The organism is Streptomyces sp. NPDC030809 (assembly GCF_055572195.1).
In genome coordinates this window covers 52,900-74,810 of sequence record NZ_JBVIDV010000030.1, presented here as the reverse complement: position 1 = coordinate 74,810, position 21,911 = coordinate 52,900, and the positions used below count along the sequence as shown (strand labels likewise).

Genomic DNA, 21,911 nt, shown 5'->3' with positions numbered 1-21,911 from the left:
AGCATGGCAACAGGAGCCCCGCCGGAGCAGTACGCGGTGCGTGCGACGGGCAGCACAACGGGGTGACCCTTTCCCGTGACACGTGCTACCCCACCGCACACGAACTCGCCCTGACCGCACGCGCCCTCGCGGACGAGCACCCCGGCCTGGTCCGGCTCCGGCAGGCCGGCACCTCCCGGGCGGGCCGCCCGCTGTGGGTGCTGTCCGCCGGTGAGTCCCCGCCCGGCGGGGCGGGTGGCCGCGACGTGCTCGTCGTCGCCGGCGCCCACGCCAACGAGCCGGCCGGCGGCCCCACCGCCCTGGCCCTGGCCCGGCAGGTGATCCGCGAGCCGGCCCTGCGGGAGGGCGCCGGCTGGCACTTCCTGCTGTGCGCCGACCCGGACGGCGCGGCCCTGCACCGCACTCCGCGGCCGTACACCCTGCTCGACTACCACCGGAACTTCTTCCGCCCGCCCGGGCCGGAGCAGCCGGAGTGGGCGCCCTCTTTACTGGCCCCCGACCGGCTGCCGCCCGAGACCCGCACCCTGCTGCGGCTGATCGACGAGGTGCGGCCGGCCCTCCAGGTGTCCCTGCACGGCACCGACCTGGGCGGCAGCTGGGTGCAGCTGACCCGGGACATACCGGGGCTGGCCGAGCCCTTCGGGAAGTCCGCGGCCGAGCTGCGGATCCCGGTGGAGACCAGTGCCTCGGACGCGGCGGGGTGGCCCTCGCCGGGCCCCGGCATCTTCGTGATGCCGGAGCCGGGCGGGGACGGAGCCGGACCCTTCCACCCCGAGGACACCCGGCTCAGCACCTGGTACCACGCCCACCGGTACGGCGGGACCACGGCGGTGGTGGAGGTCCCGATGTGGGCGAGCGACCTCGTGGACGACCCCGCCCCGCATCCCGACCCCCGGCAGGCCCTGCGGGTGCTGGCCCGGCGGCTGGACGACGAGGCCCGGCAGGTGGGGGCGGTACTGGCCCGGGTGCGCCCGGAGCTGCCCGCCGACCCGGCCGCGGCCCCGCTGCTGCGGGCCGTGGACTGGACCCTCGCGCTGATCCCGCGGATCGCCGAGGAGTGGCGCAGCGCCGCCCCGGCCGAGGCCAGTGCGGCGTACGTGGGCTCCCTCGACGCGTTCGGGCGGCGGCTGGTGCTGCGGGTCGCCGCCATGCTGCTGCGGGTGCTGCGGGCGGCCGGGCACCGGGCCGCGCCGGAGCTGGAACGGCTGCTGGCGGGCGGCTGCGAGTCCTTCGCCGCCCGCTTCGGGGCCCGGTGGGTGCCGGTGGCCACGCAGGTGGAGCACCAGGCGAGGACGGTGGTGGCGGCCCACCGGCTGCTGCCCGCGCTCAGCCGGTGACGGAAGGTACGGGCGGTACGGGCGGGCCCGGCGCAACCGGCGGGACGGCCAGGCTGTAGCGGTGCTTGGGGCGGGAGCGGGCCCCGAGCCGGTCGTAGAAGCGGACCGCCCCCGCGTTCCACTCGGGGGTCTGCCACTGCACCTCGGCGAAGCCGAGTTCGCGGGCGAGCTCCGCCACGGCCGCCATCAGCTGCGCGCCCAGGCCGAGGCCGCGCGCCCCCTCCGCGAGGTAGAGGCAGTCCATGTGCAGGTAGTGGCGGGCCTCCCAGAAGCAGAACTCGGGGGCGCAGGCCGCATATCCGACGAGGCGGCCGTCCGGGTCGGCCGCCACGAGGACCTGCCGTCCGGGCTCGCGACCGGGCCCGAACAGCAGCGGGTGCAGCCGCTCGGCGAGGCCTTCGGGGCGCAGGGCGGACTTCTCGTAGGCGATGTGCTCGTGCATGAGCTCGACGATGCGCGGCAGGTCCTCGGGGCGGGCCGCCCGCACGGCGGGGCCCCCTTCGCGCCGGTCCGTCTGACGGGTCTCGTTCATGATCGCCATCATGCGGGGGGACCGGACCGGGCCGGCGGGCGGGGCGCGGTTCGGCCCGCGGAGAGCCGGGTCAGCCCGCGGAGAGCCGGAAGGACATCCGGCCGAAGGCGACCTGGTCCCCGTCGCGGACCACCGCGGAGCCGGTGACCCGGCGCCCGTTGACGGTGGTCCCGTTGGTGGAGCCCAGGTCGCGCAGCACCCACTGGCCGCCCTGGAGGCTCAGTTCGGCGTGGGCCCGGGAGACCGTGTCGTGGCTGAGGCGCAGTCCGTTGCCGGGGTCCCGGCCGATGCGCAGCGGGTGCGGGCCGTGCTGGGGCAGGAGCAGGGTGGGGAGTTTCTGGGTCTGCCAGGCCCGGCGGACCCCCTCGGAGACCGCGGAGACCCGGCCGACCCAGCCGAACAGCCGCACGGACCACGGGCTTTCGGCCCGGTGGGGCACGAGGTCGGCGGTGAGCACGGCGAGTTCGTCGGACCGGCGGGCGGCGAGGGCGAGTTCCATGCGGCGCATGAAGGTGTCGTGCGACAGCCTGCCCTGCGCGGCTCCCTCCCTGAGGAGGCCCAGCGCCCGGTCGCGCTCGGCATCGGACAGCCGCGGCGCGGGGCGGAGGGGGAACTCGAAACTCGATGTCACAGGGTGATTGTCGGCCCGTCGGGCCCGGAGTGTCCAGAACTCCCGCGCCCGGCCGGTGATGATGGGCCACGGCAGGTGAGTCACTCCGCTACGAGGGGACCTTCCGTGCAGTTCGAGGTGTGGGCACCACAGGCAGAACGGGTCGCGCTGCGGCTGGGCGACGGCGCGCCGCATCCGATGGCGCCCGATCCGCAGCGGCCGGGCTGGTGGGCGGTGGCCGCGGATGCCGCCGACGGGGACCGGTACGGGTACCTGCTGGACGAGGACCCGGTGCTGCGGCCGGACCCGCGCGGGCGGCGGCTGCCCGAGGGGCCGGACGGGCCCAGTGCCGTGGTTGATTTCGACCGGTTCGTCTGGTCGGTGCCGGGCCCGGCCACCCCCCTCCAGGACGCGGTGCTGTACGAGCTGCACATCGGCACGTTCACCCCGGAGGGCACCTTCGACGCGGCGGCCGCACGGCTGGGCGAGCTGGCCGGGCTGGGGGTGACGCACGTGGAGCTGATGCCGGTGTGTCCGTTCCCCGGCCGGCACGGCTGGGGCTACGACGGGGTGGCGCCCTGGGCGGTGCACGAGCCGTACGGCGGGCCGGCCGGGCTGGCCCGGTTCGTGGACACCGCGCACGAGCACGGACTGGGCGTGGTCCTGGACGTCGTGCACAACCACCTGGGGCCGTCCGGCAACCATCTGCCCGCCTTCGGGCCGTACTTCACCGAGGCCCACCACACCCCGTGGGGCGCGGCGGTGAACCTGGACGCGGCGGGCTCGGACGAGGTGCGGGCCTACCTGCTGGGCAGTGCGCTGGCCTGGCTGCGGGACTACCGGATCGACGGGCTGCGGCTGGACGCGGTGCACGCGCTGGTGGACGGGCGGGCTCTGACCTTCCTGGAGGAGCTGTCGGCGGCGGTGGACGCGCTGGCGGCGGAGACCGGCCGGGCGCTGTTCCTGATCGCCGAGTCGGACCGGTGCGATCCGCGGACCACCACTCCGCGGACGGCCGGCGGGCTGGGCCTGCACGCCCAGTGGAACGACGACTTCCACCACGCCCTGCACACCGCGCTGACCGGCGAGGACCAGGGCTACTACGCCGACTACGCGGCGGCCCCCATGGCGGCGCTCGCCAAGACGATGACCCGGGGCTTCTTCCACGACGGCACGTACTCGGCGTTCCGGGGGCGCACCCACGGCCGTCCGGTGGACCGGCGCCGCACCCCGGCGCACCGCTTCCTCGGCTACGCGCAGACCCACGACCAGATCGGGAACCGGGCGCGCGGGGACCGGTTGTCGGCGTCCCTCTCCCCCGGCCTGCTGGCCTGCGCCGCGGCCCTGGTGCTGACCGGGCCGTTCGTGCCGATGCTGTTCATGGGCGAGGAGTGGGGGGCCTCGACCCCCTGGCAGTACTTCACCGACCACACCGACCCGCGGCTCGGGCAGGCCGTACGGGAGGGGCGGCGGCGGGAGTTCGCGGCGCAGGGCTGGTCCGGGGAGGTGCCGGACCCGCAGGACCCGGCGACCCGGGAGCGGTCCTGCCTGAACCGGGACGAGCGCGGACAGGCCCCGCACGCCCGGCTGCTGGAGTGGCACCGCACCCTGATCGGCCTCCGCCGCCACCAGCACGACCTGCGGGACCCGGACCTGGCCGCGGTGCGGGTGGCGTACGACGAGGAGCGGCGCTGGCTGACCTTCCGGCGCGGGGACGTCCGGGTCTCGGTCAACCTGGCGCCCGAGCCGGTGACGATCGCCCTGGGCCGCAACGGGGTCCGGGTCCTCGCCGCCTGGGAGCCGGTCCAGCCCCCGGACGCGTACGGGCGCATCCACCTCCCGGGCGAGTGCGCGGTGGTCCTGGGGCACTGAGCCCCCGGTGCGGCGCCCCCTCCCGCCGGACCCGCCTCCGTTTAAGCCACGGCCGAATCGTGGCCCGCGGGCCGCCCCCCGCCGCACGCTGGTCCGGACGGGCCAAGGACCGGAGGAGGTGACGGGGATGCTGCTCAGCGACGTGGTCTGGACCTGAGGCGGGAGGCGCGGGGAACCCGCGCGGACGGAGGAGGTGACCGCCGTGCTGCTCAGCGACGTGGTCTGGCTCTGACGCCGGCGTGACAGGGGCACAACGACACAGGAGGGGGAGCGCCGTGCTGCTCGGCGACATCATCTGGACCTGACCTGCGAGGATGCGGGCCCCGGCCTCCGGGGCGGCCCCTGCGCGGGGCCGGGCCGGGGTCGGGGCCGGGGCCCGCAGGCCGGATCAGGTCCAGGAGAGTTCGTAGTACTTCAGCTGGTCGTCCTCGGCGACCAGCCGGAGTCCGGCGGCGGTCATGACCCGCTGGGAGGCGACGTTGTCGTGGGCGGTGTCCCCGCGGACCCGGCGGACCCCGTGCTCGCGGGCCAGCCGCAGCAGGGCCCGGACCGCCTCGGTGGCGTAGCCCTCGCCGCGCACCGAGGGGATCAGGCCGTATCCGATGGTGACGCTGCCCTCCTCGTCCGCGGGACCGTGGAACCCGAGCCCTCCGATGGCCAGCCCGTCGGCGCGGCGGCGGATCTCGTACGCCCCGAAGGGCTGTGGGTTGCCGGTCTCCTCGCAGGTGCTGAGGAAGTTCCGGGCGCCGATCGCGTCCACCTCGGCCGGATACCCGGGCGCCCAGGCGGCGGCGTCGGCAGGACCGGGCGCCAGCAGGCGCTCCGCTTCCTCGGCGCTCATCGGATGCAGGACCAGCCGTTCGGTTACCAAGTCATCCATGCGAGTGTGACTATCACAGGACCGCCTGCTTGGCCTATGAGGCGGCGACGGGTTCCCGCCGTGTGGGGCCGGTCACAGATTCCCGCGACGGCGTCCACGGCGGCGCGGGAGCACCCCGCTGATCGGCTATGCTGTGCGTGCACATCGAACGACGGCAGCGCCGTCCTTCGTGGTGGGTGTAGCTCAGTTGGTAGAGCACCTGGTTGTGGTCCAGGTGGCCGCGGGTTCGAGTCCCGTCACTCACCCTTCGCCCGAGGGGCGTACGAGATCTTCTCGTACGCCCCTCGGCCGTTTCCGGGGTCTGCCGCGCCCGCCGGATCAGGCGGTGAGGAAGGCCTCGATCTCGGTGACGAGGGCCACCGGGGTCTCGTGCATCGGGTAGTGGCCGCTGCCCGGCAGGGTCCGGACCTCGGCGTTCGGGTACCAGACCTGCCAGGTGGCCTGCATCACCTCCGCCGTCAGGGCCAGGTCGTACGCGCCGACCAGCACCAGCACGGGCACGGTGCTGCCCTTGACGGCGGCGGACAGGTCGAGGGACTGCCAGCTGGCGAGGTAGCCGGCGAAGGCCTCGGGCCGGGAGACCTCCAGGGAGTGCGCGACCATCCGGTCCAGCCAGTGGCCGCTGGCCCGGTTGCCGGTGACCAGGTCGAGGATGGCGCGCCGCTTCTGCGGGTCCTCGGCGGCGCCGAAGAACAGGGCGTGCGCCTGGTCGTCCATCTCGTACGGGGCGGCGGGCACGGGCGCGAGCCCGATGAGCCGCTCGACCCGTTCGGGAGCCCGGACCAGGACCTGCTGGATCGCCTTGCCGCCCATCGAGTGGCCGACCAGGGAGAAGCGCTCCCAGCCGAGCTCGTCGGCGAGGGCGAGCACGTCCTCGGCGATCTCGGGGACGCTGTAGCGGCCGGTCTCCTCCTTGCGGTCGCCGTAGCCCCGGTAGTCGAGGAAGGCGTACGTGAACCGCTCGGGGTCGAAGTAGTCCAGTACGGAACCCCAGTTGGCGGAGGTTCCGAACCAGTCGTGCAGCACGATGACGCGGACGGGTCCCGATCCGGTGATCCGGTGGGCGATGGCCATGCGTTCTCCCTGCGTTCGCCGAGGACTGACGCCGTAGGGTCTGCCCCGTCCGCCCGCGCTCAACCGGACGGGGGCCGCCCGGGCACCGCGGGGTGCCGGGGCGGCGCCCGCCGCACGGGTGCGGGAGCCGGTCAGACCGTGAGGATGCCGGGGTCGGACAGGCCCGCGGCGCCGGTCTCGACCTTGCCCGCCAGGCGGCGCAGGAAGGTGGCGTCCTCGGCGGACACGATCGTCACGTCGTACCAGTTGCGGGTGTTCCGCAGGTCCAGCGAGGCCGTGACGGCGGCCCCGGGCCGGACCGTGAAGGTCTGGGGGGCGCCTCCGTAGGCGTTGGTCACGGTGAGGTGGGCGTCCGCGGCGGAGGCGTTGGTGAAGGTCAGGTCGAGGGCGCCGGTGGCCGCGTTGTGGCGGGCGGTGGCCTCGGGTCCGGCCGTCTTGCCCGGGCTGCGGAAGCGGCGCAGGAAGCCGTTGGGGCCGTGGACGGTGAGGTCGGTGACCCCCTTGGAGTACTGGGTGTTCCAGGAGTCCGCGAGGGACTTGCCGGCCTCGGTGGTGTACGTCCAGGGGCCGTCGGTCCGGTTGGTGGCCGTGACCAGGAACTGGGCGCCGGCCTGCGGGCCGCCGCTGAAGGTCAGCTGGTACTTGCCGGTGCCGGTGTTCGCCGCGCCGTCCACGTACGGGGCGTACTTGAGCGGGCGGGTGGCCTTGGCCCCGGCCTCCTGGCGGGGCATCGTGCCGGTGGCGGGGGCCGCGGGCACGTAGTCGGGGTGCCGGTTGCGGTCCGGCGGGTAGTAGCCCGCGGTGGGCGGCAGGGCGGGCGGCGCGGCGTCGGGGCGGCTGAAGTCGAAGGCGGAGGTGAGGTCCCCGCAGACGGCCCGCCGCCAGGGCGAGATGTTGGGCTCCCGGACGCCGAAGCGCTGCTCCATGAAGCGGATGACGGAAGTGTGGTCGAAGGTCTCGGAGCAGGTGTAGCCCCCCTTGCTCCAGGGCGAGACCACCAGCATCGGGACCCGCTGCCCCAGCCCGTACGGGCCCGCGACGTAGCCGGTCTTGCCGGGGAAGTAGTCCGGCCCGGTGGCCACGGTGGACAGGCCCTGGCCGGGGCCCGAGGGCACGAACGGCGGGACGACGTGGTCGAAGAAGCCGTCGTTCTCGTCGTAGGTGATGAAGAGGGCGGTACGGGACCACACGTCGGGGTTCGAGGTCAGCGCGTCCAGTACCTGGGCGATGTACCAGGCGCCGTAGTTCGCGGGCCAGTTGGGGTGCTCGGTGAAGGCCTCGGGGGCGGCGATCCAGGAGATCTTCGGGAGCCGGCCGGCCTGCACGTCGGCGCGCAGGACGTCGAAGAGCCCGTCGCCCGCCTTGGCGTTGGTGCCGGTGCGGGCCTTCTCGTAGAGCGGGCTGCCGGGCTGGGCGCTCCGGTACTTGTTGAAGTAGAGGAGGGAGTTGTCCCCGTAGTTGCCCCGGTAGGCGTCGTTGATCCAGCCCCAGGAGCCGGCGGCGTCGAGGCCGTCGCCGATGTCCTGGTAGATCTTCCAGGAGACCCCGGCGGCCTCCAGGCGCTCGGGGTAGGTGGTCCAGCCGTAGCCGGCCTCGGCGTTGTTCAGGACCGGCCCGCCGCCGGTGCCGTCGTTGCCGGTGTACCCGGTCCACATGTAGTAGCGGTTCGGGTCGGTGGAGCCGATGAACGAGCAGTGGTACGCGTCGCAGATCGTGAAGGCGTCCGCGAGGGCGTAGTGGAACGGGATGTCCTCGCGGGTCAGGTACGCCATGGTGGTGGCGGTCTTGGCGGGCACCCACTGGTCGTACTTGCCCTTGTTGAAGGCCTTCTGGCCGCCGGCCCAGTCGTGGTTGAGGTCCTGGATGAACTGCATGCCGAGGTTGTCCGCCTGCGGGCGGAAGGGCAGGACGTCCTTGCTGCCGTTCGACTGGTACCAGACGGACTTGCCGTTCGGCTGGGTGACCGGACGGGGGTCGCCGAAGCCGCGCACGCCCTTCAGCGCGCCGAAGTAGTGGTCGAAGGAACGATTCTCCTGCATCAGGACGACGATGTGCTCCACGTCCTGGAGGGTCCCGGTGGCGCCCTGGGCGGGGATGGCGGCGGCGCGCGCGATGCTGTCGGACAGCATGGTCAGCGCGGCGGCACCGCCACCGGCGAGCTGGAGGAAACGACGGCGGTCGAGTTCAGCCATGGGTGAGTTGACCTCTGCGGGTGAGGGGGTGAGGGGCGGACTCAGAACAGCTCGTGCGTGGTACCGCCCGGAGACTGCCCCGTGACGCACGGCCGTACGCCAGGAGAACGCCCGACTCCGCAGCCCCCGGACGGCCCGTGCGCCACGCCCGTCACCTGCGCGGGGGAGATCGCCGCCACACCTGGTCGGCCGGGGTGACGCACTGTCATCATCGGTGGCATGGCTGCCATGTCACGGCCGGGGGGACGCACGCCGCGGCGACGGATCCGGACGTTCCTGTTCCTGGCCTTCGGTGCCCTCGGGCTCCTGCTCTTCCTCGTGTTCCAGGGCCTCGACCTCGGCACCGGCGACTCCCTCGCCAGCGTGCTGAGCTTCTTCCTGGGCCTCGCCGGATTCCTGCTCAGCCTCGTGGAGTTCCTGCGCGGGACGGAGCAGCCGGCGCCCGACCCGGCGGCACTCGCCGACGACCTCGGACGGACCGTACGGGCCCAGTGGCTGGAGGAGGCCGCGGCCCGGCGGCTGCGCGATCCGCGGGTGCTGCCGCTCGCCTGGGCCGCGACCCGGCGCGAGGTCGCCGATCCGCCGGCCGGCCCGGGCGGCGAACGGGTCCCCGCCGGGGGCCCGCCCCGCGGCGGGCCGGCCGCCCGGATCCCGGGTGCACGCGCCTCCCCCGCCGGCCGGATCCTGCGGGTCCGGCTCGACGGCCGGCTCGACGGCCGCTTCGAAGAGGCCACCGCCCGGCTCGCCGCCGGGTACCGGCAGATCGACAGCGGGCGCCTGGTGGTCCTCGGCGAACCCGGCGCCGGCAAGAGCGTGCTGGCCATGCTGCTCACCCTCGGCCTGCTCGCCGCCGCGGACCGCGGCGAGGCGGTCCGCCCGGTCCCCGTCCTGGTGCCCGTGTCCTCCTGGGACCCCGTCGTGGAGGACCTGGACGACTGGCTCGTGCGCACCGTGGCCGGGGCGTACTACGCCGGACGCACCGAGATCCCCCGGACCCTGCTGTCCCACGGGCTCCTCCTGCCGGTGCTCGACGGGCTGGACGAGATCCCCGAATCGGCCCGCCGCGGAGCGGTCCGGGCCCTGAACCGGGCCCTCGGCACGGACCGGCCGGTGGTGGTCACCTGCCGGAGCGCCGAGTACGAGGACGTGATCGAGGGCGGCTCCCCCGCCCTGCGCCGGGCACCGGTCGTGGAGATCGCCCCGGTGGCGGCCGAGGACGCGATCGGCTACCTCGCGGACGCCGAGTGGCCGGAGGGCACCGACTGGGGGCCGGTGTTCGGGGCGCTGCGCACGGATCCGGGCGGGCCCGTGGCCCTGGCGCTCTCCACCCCGCTGATGATCTCGGTGGCCCGTTCCCGGTACGAGCGGTCCGCCGGCCGCCCGGCCGAACTCGCCGACCCGGCACGGTTCCCGAGCCGGCACGCCGTCGAGGACCACCTCGTGGAGCGGTTCGTGGACGCCGCGTACGCGGACCTGCCCGCGGCGGAGGCGGACCGGGCCCGCGCCTGGCTCTCCTCCCTCGCCCTCTACCTGCACCGGCACCGGGAGCAGGACCTGGCCTGGTGGCTGATGCCGGGTCGGCTGTTCTCGGCGTGGGCGGCGGCCGGGGTGGGGCTGGGGCTGGGCATCCTGCTGTGGGTGTTCACCGGCGTGCTCACCGCCCGCCTGTCCGCGTACGAGTTCAAGGACGGGCAGGGCGCTGCCGTCGGGGGCTGCTTCGCCCTGCTGGCCATGATCGTCTGGTTCGCGACGGCCGACCGGCGCCCGGGCAGGCCCGCCGTCACGATCCGGGGCGCCGGGCCCCGGCTGCGCCGCGGGTTCCTGGCGGGGCTCGCCTTCACCGCGGTCCCGGCCGCGGCCGTGCTGGGAGCACTGGCCCTGGTGCTGGTCTCCCAGGGCTGGGGGCAGGACTCGGCGGGCATCCTGGTCACGGTGCAGAACCTCGCGGTGGCGGTGATGACCGCCGTGTCCTGTGCGCTGGCGGTGTACGAGTTCCTGGACGCGCCGCCCGGGCAGGCGGCCCGTTCGAACCCGTCGGGCTCGCTGCGCGAGGACCGCAACTCGGCGCTGGCCGGGGCGCTGGCCGCGGGTGCGGTGGTCGCCCTGCTGGCGTTCCCCACGCTGGTGCTGTGCGCCGCGGTGGCGACGGTGGTGGGGGCGGCGTCCAACGGCTGGGCGCACGAGCCGGGCACCACCGACCTGCTGGCCCATCAGTTCCGCACCGAGGCGGCGCGGTTCGGGGCGTCCGACGGCCTCGGTGACGCCCCGGTGCTCATCGCGGTCTGCTGCGTGCTCCCCGGCCTGGTCACCGCCCTGCTGACGCTGCTGACGCGGGCGTGGACCCGGTTCGCGCTGCTCCGACTGATCGGTGCGGCCCGGGGGCGGCTGCCGTGGCGGCTGATGGGCTTCCTGGCGGACGCCCACCGGCGGGGTGTGCTGCGGCAGTCGGGCGGGCTGTACCGGTTCCGGCACGTGCGGATCCAGGAGACCCTGGTGAACGCCTCGGGCGGACGGGACCCGGGCACCGGGCCCGCGCAGGCGCCGGCGGGGCGCCGGCGGCTCGCCCTGGTCCTGGCGGTCTGCCTGCTGCCGGTGTGCGCGCTCCTCGCGCTGCCGCCGGCCCGGGCCGTGCCCCCGGACACCGCGCGTGCCACCCTCATGCCCCGGTTGCGGCCGGACCACCTGTGGTTCGAGGGCGGACGGCTGTACACCTCCCAGGCCGGGGCGGTCGAACGCTGGGACGCGGACACGGGCGAGCGGGTCGCGGGAGGGCCGCCGGTCCGGCTCCGGCCCGTGGACCTGTCGAGGGAGCTGTTCCGCTCCCCGGTCCCCCCGGAGCTGCGGGGACTCCTCGCCGAGGGCGAGGTCGACGTGCTCGACGTGCAGCGCGGGACCGCGTACCGGGTGCGCCCGGACCACGACCCGGACGCGGCGGTGTACTGGCGGGGCGGCGGGCATCCCGTGGTCCTGGTCGCACCGTGCGCCCCCGCGCCGCTGCTGTGGGACGTGACGGCCCGGCGGGTGCTGCGGCGGCTGCCTGCGCTGCGCGACTGGAAGGGGTGCCAGGGCCTGTACACGTTCAACTCCGGCCGTACGGTGGTGGCCGACCTGCAGAGCACCGGGGACTGCGAAGCGTTCGCGGTCTGGGACCTGGGCACGGGCCGCCGCCGGTCCTTCCCCGCCGTGTGCAACACGCAGACCGTGGCAGCCCTCAGCGACGACGGCCGGCTGGCCGCGATCGACACGGGCTCCTCGTACGGCGACGAAGGGGGCGGCGTCCAGGTCCTCGACACGCATACGGGGGTCCGCCGCGGACCGGTCCTGACGGGGCATCTGCGGGGCGCCGTCGCCATGGCCTTCGACCACGCGGCCCGGCGGATCGCCGTGGCGGCCTCCGACGGCACCGTCCGCATCTGGGACCTCCTCCGCTGAACGGGCGGGCGCGGCCGGGGCGCCCGTTCCGGCGGAGGCTCGGCGTCCGGATGTCGGGGCGCCGGGCCCGCCGCCCGTTTGGCCCAGCGCCTGACGGTCAATAGGATCCGCCGGTGATCACTAAACTGCGGCCGGCGGCATGGCTCTGGGTCCTGCTCGCCGCGCTCACCATGGGACTTCAGCCCGGTCCCGCCTTCGCGGGTGAACCGGGCGGGGACGCGGCGCCGAAGGTCGAGCTGGTGCTCGATGTCAGCGGCTCCATGCGGGCCCGGGACATCGACGGCGGCTCCCGCATGGCGGCGGCGAAGCAGGCGTTCAACGAGGTGCTCGACGCGACCCCTTCGGAGGTCGAGCTCGGGATACGGACCCTCGGCGCCCAGTACCGCGGCAACGACCGGCAGGAGGGCTGCAAGGACACGCAGCTCCTCTACCCCGTCGGCCCGCTGGACCGCACCGACGCCAAGACCGCCGTGGCCACGCTGGCGCCCACCGGCTGGACCCCGATCGGCCCCGCCCTGCTGAAGGCGGCGGACGACCTGGAGGGCGGCGAGGGCGCCCGGCGGATCGTCCTCATCAGCGACGGCGAGGACACCTGCGCCCCGCTCGACCCGTGCGTGGTGGCGCGCGAGATCGCAGCCGAGGGCATCCACATCACGATCGACACGCTCGGCCTGGTGCCCGACGCCAAGACCCAGGCGCAGCTGAGCTGCATCGCGTCCGCGACGGGCGGCACGTACACCGCGGTCCGGCACAAGAAGGACCTCTCGCGGCGCGTGAACCAACTCGTGGACCGGGCGGCCGAACCCGAGGTCACCCCGGTGGCCGTCGAGGGTGCGGCCGAGTGCACGAAGGCACCGGAGCTGAAGTCCGGGCTGTACAGCGACCGCGAGGAGTTCGGCGCGCACCGCTGGTACCGCGTCTCGCTGAAGCCCGGCCAGGAGCTGCGCGCCTCGGTGAGCGTGGCCGCGGACCGCGCGGTGGGGCGTGACTACGGGGTGCTGCTGCGCGCCACGACCCTGTACGGGCGGGAAATCGTCCGCGGGCAGGAGTCGGGTGACGGCCGCACCGACGTGATCTCCACCGGACTGCGGTACCCGCGGCCGGAAGCGGAGTCCGACGATGCCGAGGACACCGCCGCGGAGACCGTGTGCCTGCGCGTGAGCAACTCGTACGCGCCCGCCCCGGGGGTGAAGACCAGTCCCGGCTTCCCCGTGGAACTGACCGTGGACGTGGTGGACGGGCCCGACGAGGCCTCGGACGTGGCCGCGTTCGGGCTGGGCCGCGGCTGGTGGCTGCTGGTGGTCCTGGTACTGGCCGGGTTCCTCGGGGGCCTGCTGTGGGGCTGGATCTCGCGTTGGCGCGTGACCGTGTGGAGGACCAACTGATGGGTGTCAAGAAGATCGTGGCGGGCGCCGCCGCGGCACTCGTGCTGATGGCCGGGGCGGGTCCGGCCGCGGCCGACGGCCCGTCCCCGTCCGCGTCGGCGAGCGGCGCGGCCGCCGGGCCCGCCGAGGCCGGTACCTCGTTCCGCACCGCCGGGGAGATCCCCGCGGAGGGCCGCGGCAGCGCCGACGCCTCCACCGGCGACTACCTGTACTGGTCCTTCGCCGCGGACGCCGGGCAGCAGCCCACGGTGCGGGCGGAGGTCCGGCTGCCGGAGACCGCCGCCGGGCGGTCCTCCTCTGCCTGGCAGCTCGACGTGTACGACGGGCTGCGCCGCCGGCAGGCCTGCCGGTACGGGGTCACCACGCGGGCCGCGGCGGCCGGCGAGCGCGCGGTCGAACTGGTCTGCGCGCTGCGGACGGTGCGGGCCTGGACCGAGCCGTGGGCCGTGGACCCGCTGCCGGGCACGTACTACGTCCGGCTGACGGCCGTGGGCCTGGCCAAGGCCGACCAGGGCCTGCCGGTGCACGCCGAGGTCTCGGTCGCCACCGAGGAGGCGGGCGGCTCGGCGGCCGTGGACGGCTCGCTGGCCCAGCCTCTGGTGCCGGGCATCGCGGCCGGTGCGGGGGCCGGGGACGGATCCGGCGGGACGGCCGGGCGTACGGTGGCCACGCTGTTCTCCGGGGAGCCGGAGGACGGCTGGGCCTCGGGCTGGTGGACGGACCGCTGGCTGTGGACGGCCGTCGGCGGGCTGCTGGCCGCCCTCGCGGGCATCTGGGGCTACCGACTCACCCGCGGCACGGGCCGCCCCTCGCACCTGCCGCCGGGCGCCTGACCTCGGCAGCCCTGCGTACGGGAGCCCCTCCGGCGGCCGCACACCGCGGCCGGCGGAGGGGCTCCGGCGCATCCCGGGCGCTGCCGGTCGGACGGTGGCGGTCGGACGGCCCGGTCGGCCGGTGCCGGTGCCGGTGCCGGTGCCGGTGCCGGTCAGACGGTGGCCGGCGCTCCGACCCCGGACTTCGCCGCGGCGTCCGCGATGAGCAGGTCCAGGAGGGAGACCAGGACCGTGCGCACGTCGCCGCGGTCGCGGGCGTCGAGCATCAGGACGGGGGTGTTGGGGTTGCGCAGGTGCAGGGCGGCCGCGATCTCCGCGGCGGTGTAGGGCTGTTCGCCGTGGAAGCAGTTGGCGCCGACCACGAAGGGCAGGCCCCGGCTCTCGAAGAAGTCCACGGCGGCGAAGCTGCGGTCCAGGCGGCGGGTGTCGACGAGCACGACCGCGCCGAGCGCCCCGTTCAGCAGGTCGTCCCACATGAACCAGAAGCGCTCCTGCCCCGGGGTGCCGAAGAGGTAGAGGACCACTCCGGCGTCGGTGAGGGTGAGCCGGCCGAAGTCCATGGCCACGGTGGTGACCGCCTTGGACTCGATGCCGTCCAGGTCGTCCACGCCGACGCCGGCGGCCGTCAGCCGCTCCTCCGTGCGCAGCGGCTCGATCTCGGAGACCGCCTCCACCAGGGTGGTCTTGCCGACTCCGAAGCCTCCGGCGATCAGGATCTTGACGGGGGCCGCCTCGGCGGCGGAGGTCTCATATCCGGGCAAGGTTGTCCCTGATTCTCATGAGCAGGTGGACGTTGGTGGTCTCGGCCCCCGACAGGGGCGGCCGGTGGTGGACGAGCCCGCGGTCCGCGAGTTCGCCGAGGAGCAGCGTCATCGGGGTGAGCCGCATGTGCATCCGGGCCGCGAGCTCGGCGACGGCCCGCCCGCCGGGGGCCGGGCACAGGGCGAGCACGGCCCGCCACTCGGTGGGCAGCCCGCCGGCGGCCTCCGGGCGGGCGGCGGCCGTGATGGTGGTGTCCATCGTGAGCGCGGTGTGCCCGGCCGTGCCGGTGCGCCCGTCGGTGAGGGCGTACAGGCGCGTCCGGCGGCGGCCCCACGGGCGCGCGGGCTCGGGGACCGCGCCGGGGCCGGTGTCCGGGCCAGTGTCCGGACCGGCTTCCGGACCGGGCTCCGGTACCGGTCCGCGTGCGGCCGCGCGGCGGCGCCCCGGCTGCGGCTGCTCCTCGGCGGCGGGCATCAGGCCGTGGGGACCTGGGCGCGCTGCGGGGTGCCGAGCCACTCGCCGAGCGCCTGGGCGGTGCGTACCGCCTCGCCGCCCAGCTCGCCCAGGCGGGCCTTGCGGGAGGTGACCACGATCAGCGTGCTGCCCTCCCCGCACCCGACGATGCACAGGTAGCGGTCGTCCATCTCGACGAGCTGGCGGATGACCCGGCCGCCTTCGAGCTCCCGGGATATCGCCTTCATCGTGGCGGCGACCCCCGAGGAGGCGGCGGCGATGCGCTCGGCCTGGTCCCGGTCGAGGAGGTAGGCGCTGAGCATGATCCCGTCGTTGGACAGGAGCACCGCTCCCTGGATGCCGGCGATCCGGCTGAGGTTGTTGTCCAGGACGCTGTAGATCATGTCGTTGGATGCGGTCGTCATGGCTGATCCCGTCTGAGCTCTTGTTCCACTGTCTGGGTCCCGTGTTCGTAGTCCGCCCAGGCGTCGGCCACCTCTTCGGGGGTGGCGGTGTCCGGGCCGCGGTCCGGCTCCGCGGGGCGCGGGGCGCGCAGCTGCGCCGTCATGTGGGTCTGCGGGACGCGCTCGGGCAGGGCCGGGCGGGCGGGGGCCTGCGCGGGGACGGACCTGAGGGCGACCGGGCGCTGCGGCTGCGGGGGCCCGTCCGGTCCGGGTGCGGCGGAGAGCGGCGGGCCGGTCCGGCGGCGGCCGGGCAGCCCGGCGGCGGTGGGCGGCAGCGGCTCGGCAGCGGCCTGCGGTCCGGAGGCGCGTGCCGGGACGGGGGCGCCCGCGGCGGCCGCCGCGACCGCACCGGCCGGTACGGGATCCCGCACGGGATCGGGTACGGGCGCCGCGCCCGCGGCGGGGATCCGCTCCGGCGCGGGCCGGGCCGAAGGCGGCTGCTCGCCCGCGTCCGCCAGCAGGGAGCCGGGCAGGATGACCACGGCCGAGGTGCCCCCGTACACCGAGCGGCGCAGGGTGACGGTGGCCCCCAGCCGGTCGGCGAGGTGGCCGACCACGAAGAGGCCGAGCCGGTGGGCGTTCTCGGCGAGTACGGAGTACGGCGGCGCGGTGTGCAGGCGCCGGTTCATCTCCTCGTAGCGGGCGCTGCCGACCCGCGGGCCGCGGTCCTCGATCTCGACGGACAGGCCGTCCGCGACCAGTTCGGCGCGGATGACCACCTTGGACTTGGGCGGGGAGAACCGGGTGGCGTTGTCCAGGAGTTCCGCGAGGAGGTGGCTGATCTGGCTGATGGCGTGCGGCTCCACGCTCGCCTCGTCCAGGGCCTGGCGTTCGATCCGCCGGAAGTCCTCCACCTCGGCGGCGGCCTCGCGCAGCAGGTCGGCCACGCGCATGGGCTCGGCGTGCGGGTCGGGTATCTCGCCGCCGGAGAGGATGAGCAGGTTCTCGATCTGCCGGCGCATGCCCACGGTCAGCTGGTCGGCGCGCATCAGCTGGGCGAGGAGGGCCTCGTCGTGGCCGAAGGCGTCCTGGAGGTCCTCGGTCAGGCTCAGCTGGCGGCTGACGAGGTTGCCGGTGCGGGAGGCGATGCCGGAGGCGAACATGCCGAAGCCCTGGCGCTCGGCGGCGAGCTGCCGGTGCCCGTCCACGGACACGGCGACGACCCGGGCGAACGCGTCGTTGATCCGGCCGACTTCGTCCCGGTCCCCCCGGATCGCGGGCAGGGCGCCCTCGTCCACGTCCTGGCCGCGGTGCAGCCGTCCCACCACGTCGGGCAGCACCTGCTCGGCGATGGCCACCGTGCGCCGGTGCAGGCCGTCGAGGCGGCGCAGCAGCGAGCGGGTGGTCAGCACGACGACGGCCACGACCAGCAGCAGCACCCCGCCGCTGGTGCCGACGAGCCACCAGACCTCCCGCTCCATCCCGGCGGCGTCCGCGTCGGCCTCGACGAGCACCGCCCGCCAGCGGCCGGCGCTCAGCTCGGACAGCCGCGGGGCGAACTGCTCGTACGCGACGCGCCAGCCCGCCACTTCGGCGGGCAGCCGCACCCCGGACCCGACGTCCTTGTGGTCGGCGATGACCGCGTTCTCGATGCGGAGCTTGGTCCGCCAGGCGCTCGACGCGGTGATCCGGTCGTAGAACACCCGCTCGCGGTCGGGCAGATAGGGCACGATCGCGGTGTCGTACAGGTACCGGTGGGATCCGACGGCCTCGACGAACCCGGCGAACTCGGAGGTGGTCAGCCGGCCCGAGGGTCCGGCCAGGGCGAGGAACGAGCCCTCGCGGGCCACCGTTTCGTACGCCGACAGCAGGGCCACGGCCGAGCGGCTCGCCTGGCCCAGCCCGGAGTCCTCGGCGTGGCTGAAGCCCTCCTGGCACAGGCGGATCATGCGGTCGATCACGTCGGTGTAGTACGCGATGGCCAGTTCCGGGCCGCCGATCCGCCCGTCGGTCCGCTCGCGCTGGGGCCGCAGCACGTCCAGCCCGCCGGCCACTTCGCGGACCAGCCGGTCGGCCTCGGGCGAGCGCTGCGGTCCGGCGCCCGTCAGCCTCCGGAAGTCCGCCGCGGCGCGGTCGGTGGCCGCGCGCGCCTCGCGCAGCTCGGCCGCGGCCAGGGGCGCGTCCACCCACCAGCCGGCCGTCGCGGTCCGCTCCTCCTGCATGCCGGTCATGAGCCTGAGCAGGGGCTCGCCGAGCTGCCGGCCGGCCTCCACGTCGGCGCGCAGGTGGCCGGATCTCGCCAGCAGCCGGTCCGCATCGACCACGGTCTGCGTCCCCATCGCGGCGGTGGGTACCACCGCGAGCCAGATCAGCAGGGTGCGCAGGCGTACCGTGCGCCGCCGCCGGCGCCGCTTCAACGGCTCTGCTGGGCCTTCGGGTTCAGTGGCAGACATCGGTCCTCGGGAGCTGCTGGGGGACGCGCGGGGGGCGAACCGGAGCGGGCCGCAGCGGGTACGGCCCGGGCAGGAGCGCTGATCATATCCAGCCACGCCGAGGAATCGGAGAGATTGTTTCGGGGGCCTGCGCGTGCTATGGGCGGGCGAGTTGCCCGCGCGGGCGCAGCAGAAAGTCCAGGCCGGCCCGTGCGGGCCGGCCTGGACTTCAGTGCCGGGGCGGTGCGGGGATCAGACCAGGTCGAACCGGTCCAGGTCCATGACCTTGGCCCACGCCGCGACGAAGTCGTTCACGAACTTCTCCTTGGCGTCGTCGCTCGCGTACACCTCCGCCACCGCGCGCAGCTCCGAGTTGGAGCCGAAGACCAGGTCGGCGCGGGAGCCGGTCCACTTGACCTCGCCGGAGGCGTCGCGGCCCTCGAAGGTGTGGGCGTCGGCGGAGGTCGGCCGCCAGGTCGTGCCCAGGTCGAGCAGGTTGACGAAGAAGTCGTTGGTGAGCGAGCCGGGGGTGTCGGTGAACACGCCGGTCTTGGAGTCCCGGTGGTTCGCACCCAGCACGCGCAGGCCGCCGACGAGCACCGTCAGCTCGGGGGCGCTCAGCGTCAGCAGGTTCGCCTTGTCGAGCAGCAGGTACTCGGCCGGCAGGCGGTTGCCCTTGCCGAGGTAGTTGCGGAAGCCGTCGGCCGTGGGCTCCAGCGCGGCGAAGGACTCCACGTCGGTCTGCTCCTGCGAGGCGTCCACGCGGCCCGGCGAGAAGGGCACCTCGACGGTGAAGCCCGCCTTCGCGGCGGCCCGTTCCACGCCCACGCCGCCAGCCAGGACCACGAGGTCGGCCAGGGAGACCTGCTTGCCGCCGGTCTGCGCCGCGTCGAAGGAGGCCTTGACCCCCTCCAGGGTGCGGAGCACGGACGCGAGCTGCTCGGGCTCGTTGACCTCCCAGCCGGCCTGCGGCTGGAGGCGGATGCGGCCGCCGTTGGCGCCGCCGCGCTTGTCGCTGCCGCGGAAGGAGGAGGCGGCTGCCCAGGCGGTGGAGACCAGCTGGGCGTCCGTCAGCTCCGTGGCCGCGATCCGGCTCTTGAGGTCGGCGACGTCGGCGGCGTCGACCGGCTCGTGGGTGCGGGCCGGCAGCGGGTCCTGCCAGATGAGCTCCTCGGACGGGACCTCCGGGCCGAGGTAGCGGACGACCGGGCCGAGGTCGCGGTGGGTCAGCTTGAACCAGGCGCGGGCGAAGGCGTCGGCGAAGGCGTCCGGGTCCTCCAGGAAGCGCCGGGAGATCTGCTCGTAGGCCGGGTCGAAGCGCAGCGCCAGGTCGGTGGTGAGCATGGTCGGGGCGTGGCTCTTGGACGGGTCGTACGCGTCCGGGATGGTGCCCGCGCCGGCCCCGTCCTTGGCCACCCACTGCTGGGCGCCGGCCGGGCTGGTGGTCAGCTCGTACTCGTAGCCGAAGAGGTTCTCGAAGAACCCGTTGCCCCAGCGGGTGGGGGTGCTGGTCCAGGTGACCTCCAGGCCGGAGGTGATCGTGTCGGCGCCCTTGCCGGTGCCGAAGCTGTTCGCCCAGCCCAGGCCCTGGGCCTCCAGCGGGGAGGCCTCGGGGTCGGCGCCGACGTGGTCCGCCGGGCCGGCGCCGTGGGTCTTGCCGAAGGTGTGGCCGCCGGCGATGAGGGCGACGGTCTCCTCGTCGTTCATGGCCATGCGGCGGAAGGTCTCGCGGATGTCGCGGGCGGCCGCGACCGGGTCCGGGTTGCCGTTGGGGCCCTCGGGGTTGACGTAGATGAGGCCCATCTGCACGGCGCCGAGGGGGCTCTCCAGCTCGCGGTCGCCGGTGTAGCGCTGGTCGTCGAGCCAGGTGGTCTCGGGGCCCCAGTAGACGTCCTCGTCGGGCTCCCAGACGTCGGCGCGGCCGCCGGCGAAGCCGAAGGTCTTGAAGCCCATGGACTCCAGCGCCACGTTGCCGGCGAGGATCATGAGGTCGGCCCAGGAGAGGCTCTGGCCGTACTTCTTCTTGACCGGCCACAGCAGGCGGCGGGCCTTGTCCAGGTTGGCGTTGTCCGGCCAGCTGTTGAGCGGGGCGAAGCGCTGCTGGCCGGCTCCGGCGCCGCCGCGGCCGTCGCTGATGCGGTACGTGCCGGCGCTGTGCCAGGCCATGCGGATCATGAACGGGCCGTAGTGGCCGAAGTCGGCGGGCCACCAGTCCTGCGAGGTGGTGAGCACCTCGGCTATGTCCTGCTTCACGGCCGGCAGGTCGAGGCTCTTGAACGCCTCGGCGTAGTCGAAGTCCGCCCCGAGCGGGTTCGCCACGGCCGGGTTCTTGGCGAGGATCTTCAGGTTGAGCCGCTCCGGCCACCACTGGCGGTTGCCGCCGCCCTGGGTGGGGTGCGGGGCGCGCCCGTGGACGACCGGGCAGCCGCCGGCGCCCTCCGTCGCGGCGACGACGTCTGCATCGTGCTTCTCGGACATGCGAATCCTTCCGAACTGAGCGGATCACGGCTCGGTTATCGAGGGCGGGGGAACAGCCGGACGCGGTCGTCTCGTGGCGACCGCGGCGCGGCCGGGCCGGGAGCCGCGGCGCGGCGCCCGTACTCGGTCTTGTTCTGTTCCTTGGCTGTCACCGGATTCGATCCTACGATGGACTCATTCCAAGTCAATACGACAACAAGACCCGCACGAAATCATTCTTCGGACACTGCACCGTTAGGCTGGTGACCATGAGTAACCTGCTGGAGCGGCTCCGCGGACGCGGCTGGCGGCTGACGGCCCAGCGCCGCGTGGTCGCCGAGGTGCTGGACGGCGAGCACATCCACCTCACCGCGGACGAGGTCCTCGCGGCGGCCACCGCCCGGCTGCCGGAGATCTCCCGGGCGACCGTCTACAACACCCTCGGGGAGCTGGTCTCGCTGGGCGAGGTGGTCGAGCTGTCCACCGACGGCCGCGCCAAGCGCTACGACCCGAACGCCCACCGCCCGCACCACCACCTGGTGTGCTCGGGCTGCGGCACGATCCGGGACGTCCACCCCACCGGCGACCCCCTGGCCGCCCTGCCCCCCGACCGCTGCTTCGGCTTCGCGGTCGCCGCCGCCGAGGTCACCTACCGCGGCCTGTGCCCGTCCTGCGCGGGGGCCGCGGCCGGGGCCTGAGCGGGCCGCCTGCACCGGGCCGGCCGCCTCGGGACGCATCCGCGGCGGCGGGCTCAGGGCAGCACGAAGGGGCGGCCGGTCCCCGCGGGACCGGCCGCCCCTCCTTCCGCCTCCGCCCGAAACCCGGGCGCGCGCCGTCAGCCCTGGTCGGCGTCCGGGGTCAGGCGCAGCGAGATGCTGTTGATGCAGTACCGCTGGTCGGTCGGGGTGCCGTAGCCCTCGCCCTCGAACACGTGGCCGAGGTGGGAGCCGCAGCGGGCGCAGCGGACCTCGGTGCGGACCATGCCGTGCGAGGTGTCCGCGAGCAGCTCGACCGCGTCGCTGTCCTTCGGGTCGTAGAAGGACGGCCAGCCGCAGTGGGAGTCGAACTTGGTGTCCGAGCGGAAGAGCTCGGCCCCGCAGGCGCGGCAGGAGTAGACCCCGGCCGTCTTGGTGTCGGTGTACTCACCGCGGAAGGCCGGCTCGGTGCCCGCCAGCCGCAGCACCTGGTACTCCGAAGGGGTGAGCTCCGCCTGCCACTGCTCGTCGCTCTTCTCGATCTCGTACGGCATGACGTCC

Annotated in this window: 17 protein-coding genes and 1 tRNA gene; 7 read left to right on the top strand and 11 right to left on the bottom strand. The window is 74.6% G+C overall.

Translation table 11 applies throughout. From position 1 onward, the window contains the following. Positions 1-62: 62 nt before the first annotated feature. On the top strand, positions 63-1,337 hold the full coding sequence (locus ACZ407_RS30845) for a M14 family zinc carboxypeptidase (protein WP_468134056.1): 1,275 nt from the start codon (positions 63-65) through the stop codon (positions 1,335-1,337). Here ACZ407_RS30845 and ACZ407_RS30840 read toward each other — a convergent pair. Next, positions 1,327-1,869 (bottom strand): GNAT family N-acetyltransferase, encoded by a 543-nt coding sequence (locus ACZ407_RS30840; protein WP_468134054.1) that lies wholly within the window; start codon positions 1,867-1,869, stop codon positions 1,327-1,329. The two genes, ACZ407_RS30845 and ACZ407_RS30840, sit on opposite strands and share 11 nt — an antisense overlap. 70 nt (positions 1,870-1,939) lie before the next feature. Further along, the gene (locus ACZ407_RS30835; protein ID WP_468134052.1) at positions 1,940-2,500 is read right to left on the bottom strand and encodes an FHA domain-containing protein; all 561 of its coding nucleotides are present in this window, start codon (positions 2,498-2,500) and stop codon (positions 1,940-1,942) included. A 105-nt stretch (positions 2,501-2,605) separates the two neighbouring features. On the opposite strand from ACZ407_RS30835, the gene treZ reads away from it, so the two are divergent. After that, a complete protein-coding gene (gene treZ, locus ACZ407_RS30830; RefSeq protein ID WP_468134050.1) occupies positions 2,606-4,351 on the top strand; it encodes a malto-oligosyltrehalose trehalohydrolase in 1,746 nt (581 codons plus the stop codon). Between the two features lie 388 nt (positions 4,352-4,739). Here the strand turns inward: treZ and ACZ407_RS30825 are convergent, their stop codons facing one another. Beyond that, the gene (locus tag ACZ407_RS30825; protein ID WP_468134048.1) at positions 4,740-5,231 is read right to left on the bottom strand and encodes a GNAT family N-acetyltransferase; all 492 of its coding nucleotides are present in this window, start codon (positions 5,229-5,231) and stop codon (positions 4,740-4,742) included. Between the two features lie 172 nt (positions 5,232-5,403). On the opposite strand from ACZ407_RS30825, the gene ACZ407_RS30820 reads away from it, so the two are divergent. Next, positions 5,404-5,476 (top strand) — tRNA-His (locus ACZ407_RS30820). 73 nt (positions 5,477-5,549) lie between these two features. Here the strand turns inward: ACZ407_RS30820 and ACZ407_RS30815 are convergent. Then, the gene (locus ACZ407_RS30815; RefSeq protein ID WP_468134046.1) at positions 5,550-6,305 is read right to left on the bottom strand and encodes an alpha/beta fold hydrolase; all 756 of its coding nucleotides are present in this window, start codon (positions 6,303-6,305) and stop codon (positions 5,550-5,552) included. Positions 6,306-6,436: 131 nt separating this feature from the next. Continuing rightward, positions 6,437-8,497, bottom strand: a complete 2,061-nt coding sequence (locus ACZ407_RS30810; protein ID WP_468134044.1) for a phosphocholine-specific phospholipase C — start codon at positions 8,495-8,497, stop codon at positions 6,437-6,439. Between the two features lie 219 nt (positions 8,498-8,716). On the opposite strand from ACZ407_RS30810, the gene ACZ407_RS30805 reads away from it, so the two are divergent. The 3 genes from ACZ407_RS30805 (at position 8,717) to ACZ407_RS30795 (ending at position 14,147) form a co-directional block, all read left to right on the top strand. Continuing rightward, a complete protein-coding gene (locus ACZ407_RS30805) occupies positions 8,717-11,929 on the top strand; it encodes a hypothetical protein (RefSeq protein ID WP_468134042.1) in 3,213 nt (1,070 codons plus the stop codon). 113 nt (positions 11,930-12,042) lie between these two features. Next, positions 12,043-13,314, top strand: a complete 1,272-nt coding sequence (locus ACZ407_RS30800; protein WP_468134041.1) for a VWA domain-containing protein — start codon at positions 12,043-12,045, stop codon at positions 13,312-13,314. Then, complete coding sequence (locus ACZ407_RS30795) at positions 13,314-14,147, top strand: hypothetical protein (protein WP_468134039.1); 834 nt, start codon at positions 13,314-13,316, stop codon at positions 14,145-14,147. Before ACZ407_RS30800 ends, ACZ407_RS30795 begins: the two co-directional genes overlap by 1 nt. A 152-nt stretch (positions 14,148-14,299) precedes the next feature. Here the strand turns inward: ACZ407_RS30795 and ACZ407_RS30790 are convergent, their stop codons facing one another. From ACZ407_RS30790 to katG, 5 genes are all read right to left on the bottom strand, one after another. Beyond that, positions 14,300-14,908, bottom strand: coding sequence for a GTP-binding protein (locus ACZ407_RS30790; RefSeq protein ID WP_468134037.1), 609 nt, complete (start codon positions 14,906-14,908; stop codon positions 14,300-14,302). Continuing rightward, positions 14,895-15,383, bottom strand: a complete 489-nt coding sequence (locus ACZ407_RS30785; RefSeq protein ID WP_468134035.1) for a DUF742 domain-containing protein — start codon at positions 15,381-15,383, stop codon at positions 14,895-14,897. The genes ACZ407_RS30790 and ACZ407_RS30785 overlap by 14 nt, the downstream gene beginning before the upstream one ends. Next, positions 15,383-15,787 (bottom strand): roadblock/LC7 domain-containing protein, encoded by a 405-nt coding sequence (locus tag ACZ407_RS30780; protein WP_468134033.1) that lies wholly within the window; start codon positions 15,785-15,787, stop codon positions 15,383-15,385. Before ACZ407_RS30780 ends, ACZ407_RS30785 begins: the two co-directional genes overlap by 1 nt. Beyond that, the gene (locus tag ACZ407_RS30775) at positions 15,784-18,219 is read right to left on the bottom strand and encodes a sensor histidine kinase (protein WP_468134031.1); all 2,436 of its coding nucleotides are present in this window, start codon (positions 18,217-18,219) and stop codon (positions 15,784-15,786) included. The genes ACZ407_RS30780 and ACZ407_RS30775 overlap by 4 nt, the downstream gene beginning before the upstream one ends. A 231-nt stretch (positions 18,220-18,450) precedes the next feature. Continuing rightward, on the bottom strand, positions 18,451-20,676 hold the full coding sequence (katG, locus tag ACZ407_RS30770) for a catalase/peroxidase HPI (protein ID WP_468134029.1): 2,226 nt from the start codon (positions 20,674-20,676) through the stop codon (positions 18,451-18,453). Between the two features lie 248 nt (positions 20,677-20,924). Between katG and ACZ407_RS30765 the strand changes: the two genes are divergently transcribed. After that, positions 20,925-21,353 carry a Fur family transcriptional regulator gene (locus tag ACZ407_RS30765; protein ID WP_468134086.1) on the top strand — a complete coding sequence of 143 codons (429 nt, stop codon included), beginning with the start codon at positions 20,925-20,927 and terminating at the stop codon, positions 21,351-21,353. 137 nt (positions 21,354-21,490) lie between these two features. On the opposite strand, the gene msrB is transcribed toward ACZ407_RS30765, so the two are convergent. After that, entirely contained in the window at positions 21,491-21,904 is a 414-nt protein-coding gene (msrB, locus tag ACZ407_RS30760; RefSeq protein WP_468134027.1) for a peptide-methionine (R)-S-oxide reductase MsrB, read from the bottom strand. Between the last annotated feature and the right edge of the window lie 7 nt (positions 21,905-21,911).

Excerpts from the sequence above, each read along its gene's own strand:
- msrB (WP_468134027.1), bottom strand. The coding sequence starts at position 21,904 with ATGCCGTACGAGATCGAGAAGAGCGACGAGCAGTGGCAGGCGGAGCTC.
- ACZ407_RS30825 (WP_468134048.1), bottom strand. The coding sequence starts at position 5,231 with ATGGATGACTTGGTAACCGAACGGCTGGTCCTGCATCCGATGAGCGCC.
- ACZ407_RS30775 (WP_468134031.1), bottom strand. The coding sequence starts at position 18,219 with ATGTCTGCCACTGAACCCGAAGGCCCAGCAGAGCCGTTGAAGCGGCGC.
- ACZ407_RS30795 (WP_468134039.1), top strand. The coding sequence starts at position 13,314 with ATGGGTGTCAAGAAGATCGTGGCGGGCGCCGCCGCGGCACTCGTGCTG.
- katG (WP_468134029.1), bottom strand. The coding sequence starts at position 20,676 with ATGTCCGAGAAGCACGATGCAGACGTCGTCGCCGCGACGGAGGGCGCC.
- ACZ407_RS30810 (WP_468134044.1), bottom strand. The coding sequence starts at position 8,497 with ATGGCTGAACTCGACCGCCGTCGTTTCCTCCAGCTCGCCGGTGGCGGT.
- ACZ407_RS30815 (WP_468134046.1), bottom strand. The coding sequence starts at position 6,305 with ATGGCCATCGCCCACCGGATCACCGGATCGGGACCCGTCCGCGTCATC.
- ACZ407_RS30785 (WP_468134035.1), bottom strand. The coding sequence starts at position 15,383 with ATGCCCGCCGCCGAGGAGCAGCCGCAGCCGGGGCGCCGCCGCGCGGCC.
- ACZ407_RS30765 (WP_468134086.1), top strand. The coding sequence starts at position 20,925 with ATGAGTAACCTGCTGGAGCGGCTCCGCGGACGCGGCTGGCGGCTGACG.
- ACZ407_RS30805 (WP_468134042.1), top strand. The coding sequence starts at position 8,717 with ATGGCTGCCATGTCACGGCCGGGGGGACGCACGCCGCGGCGACGGATC.
- ACZ407_RS30840 (WP_468134054.1), bottom strand. The coding sequence starts at position 1,869 with ATGAACGAGACCCGTCAGACGGACCGGCGCGAAGGGGGCCCCGCCGTG.
- ACZ407_RS30780 (WP_468134033.1), bottom strand. The coding sequence starts at position 15,787 with ATGACGACCGCATCCAACGACATGATCTACAGCGTCCTGGACAACAAC.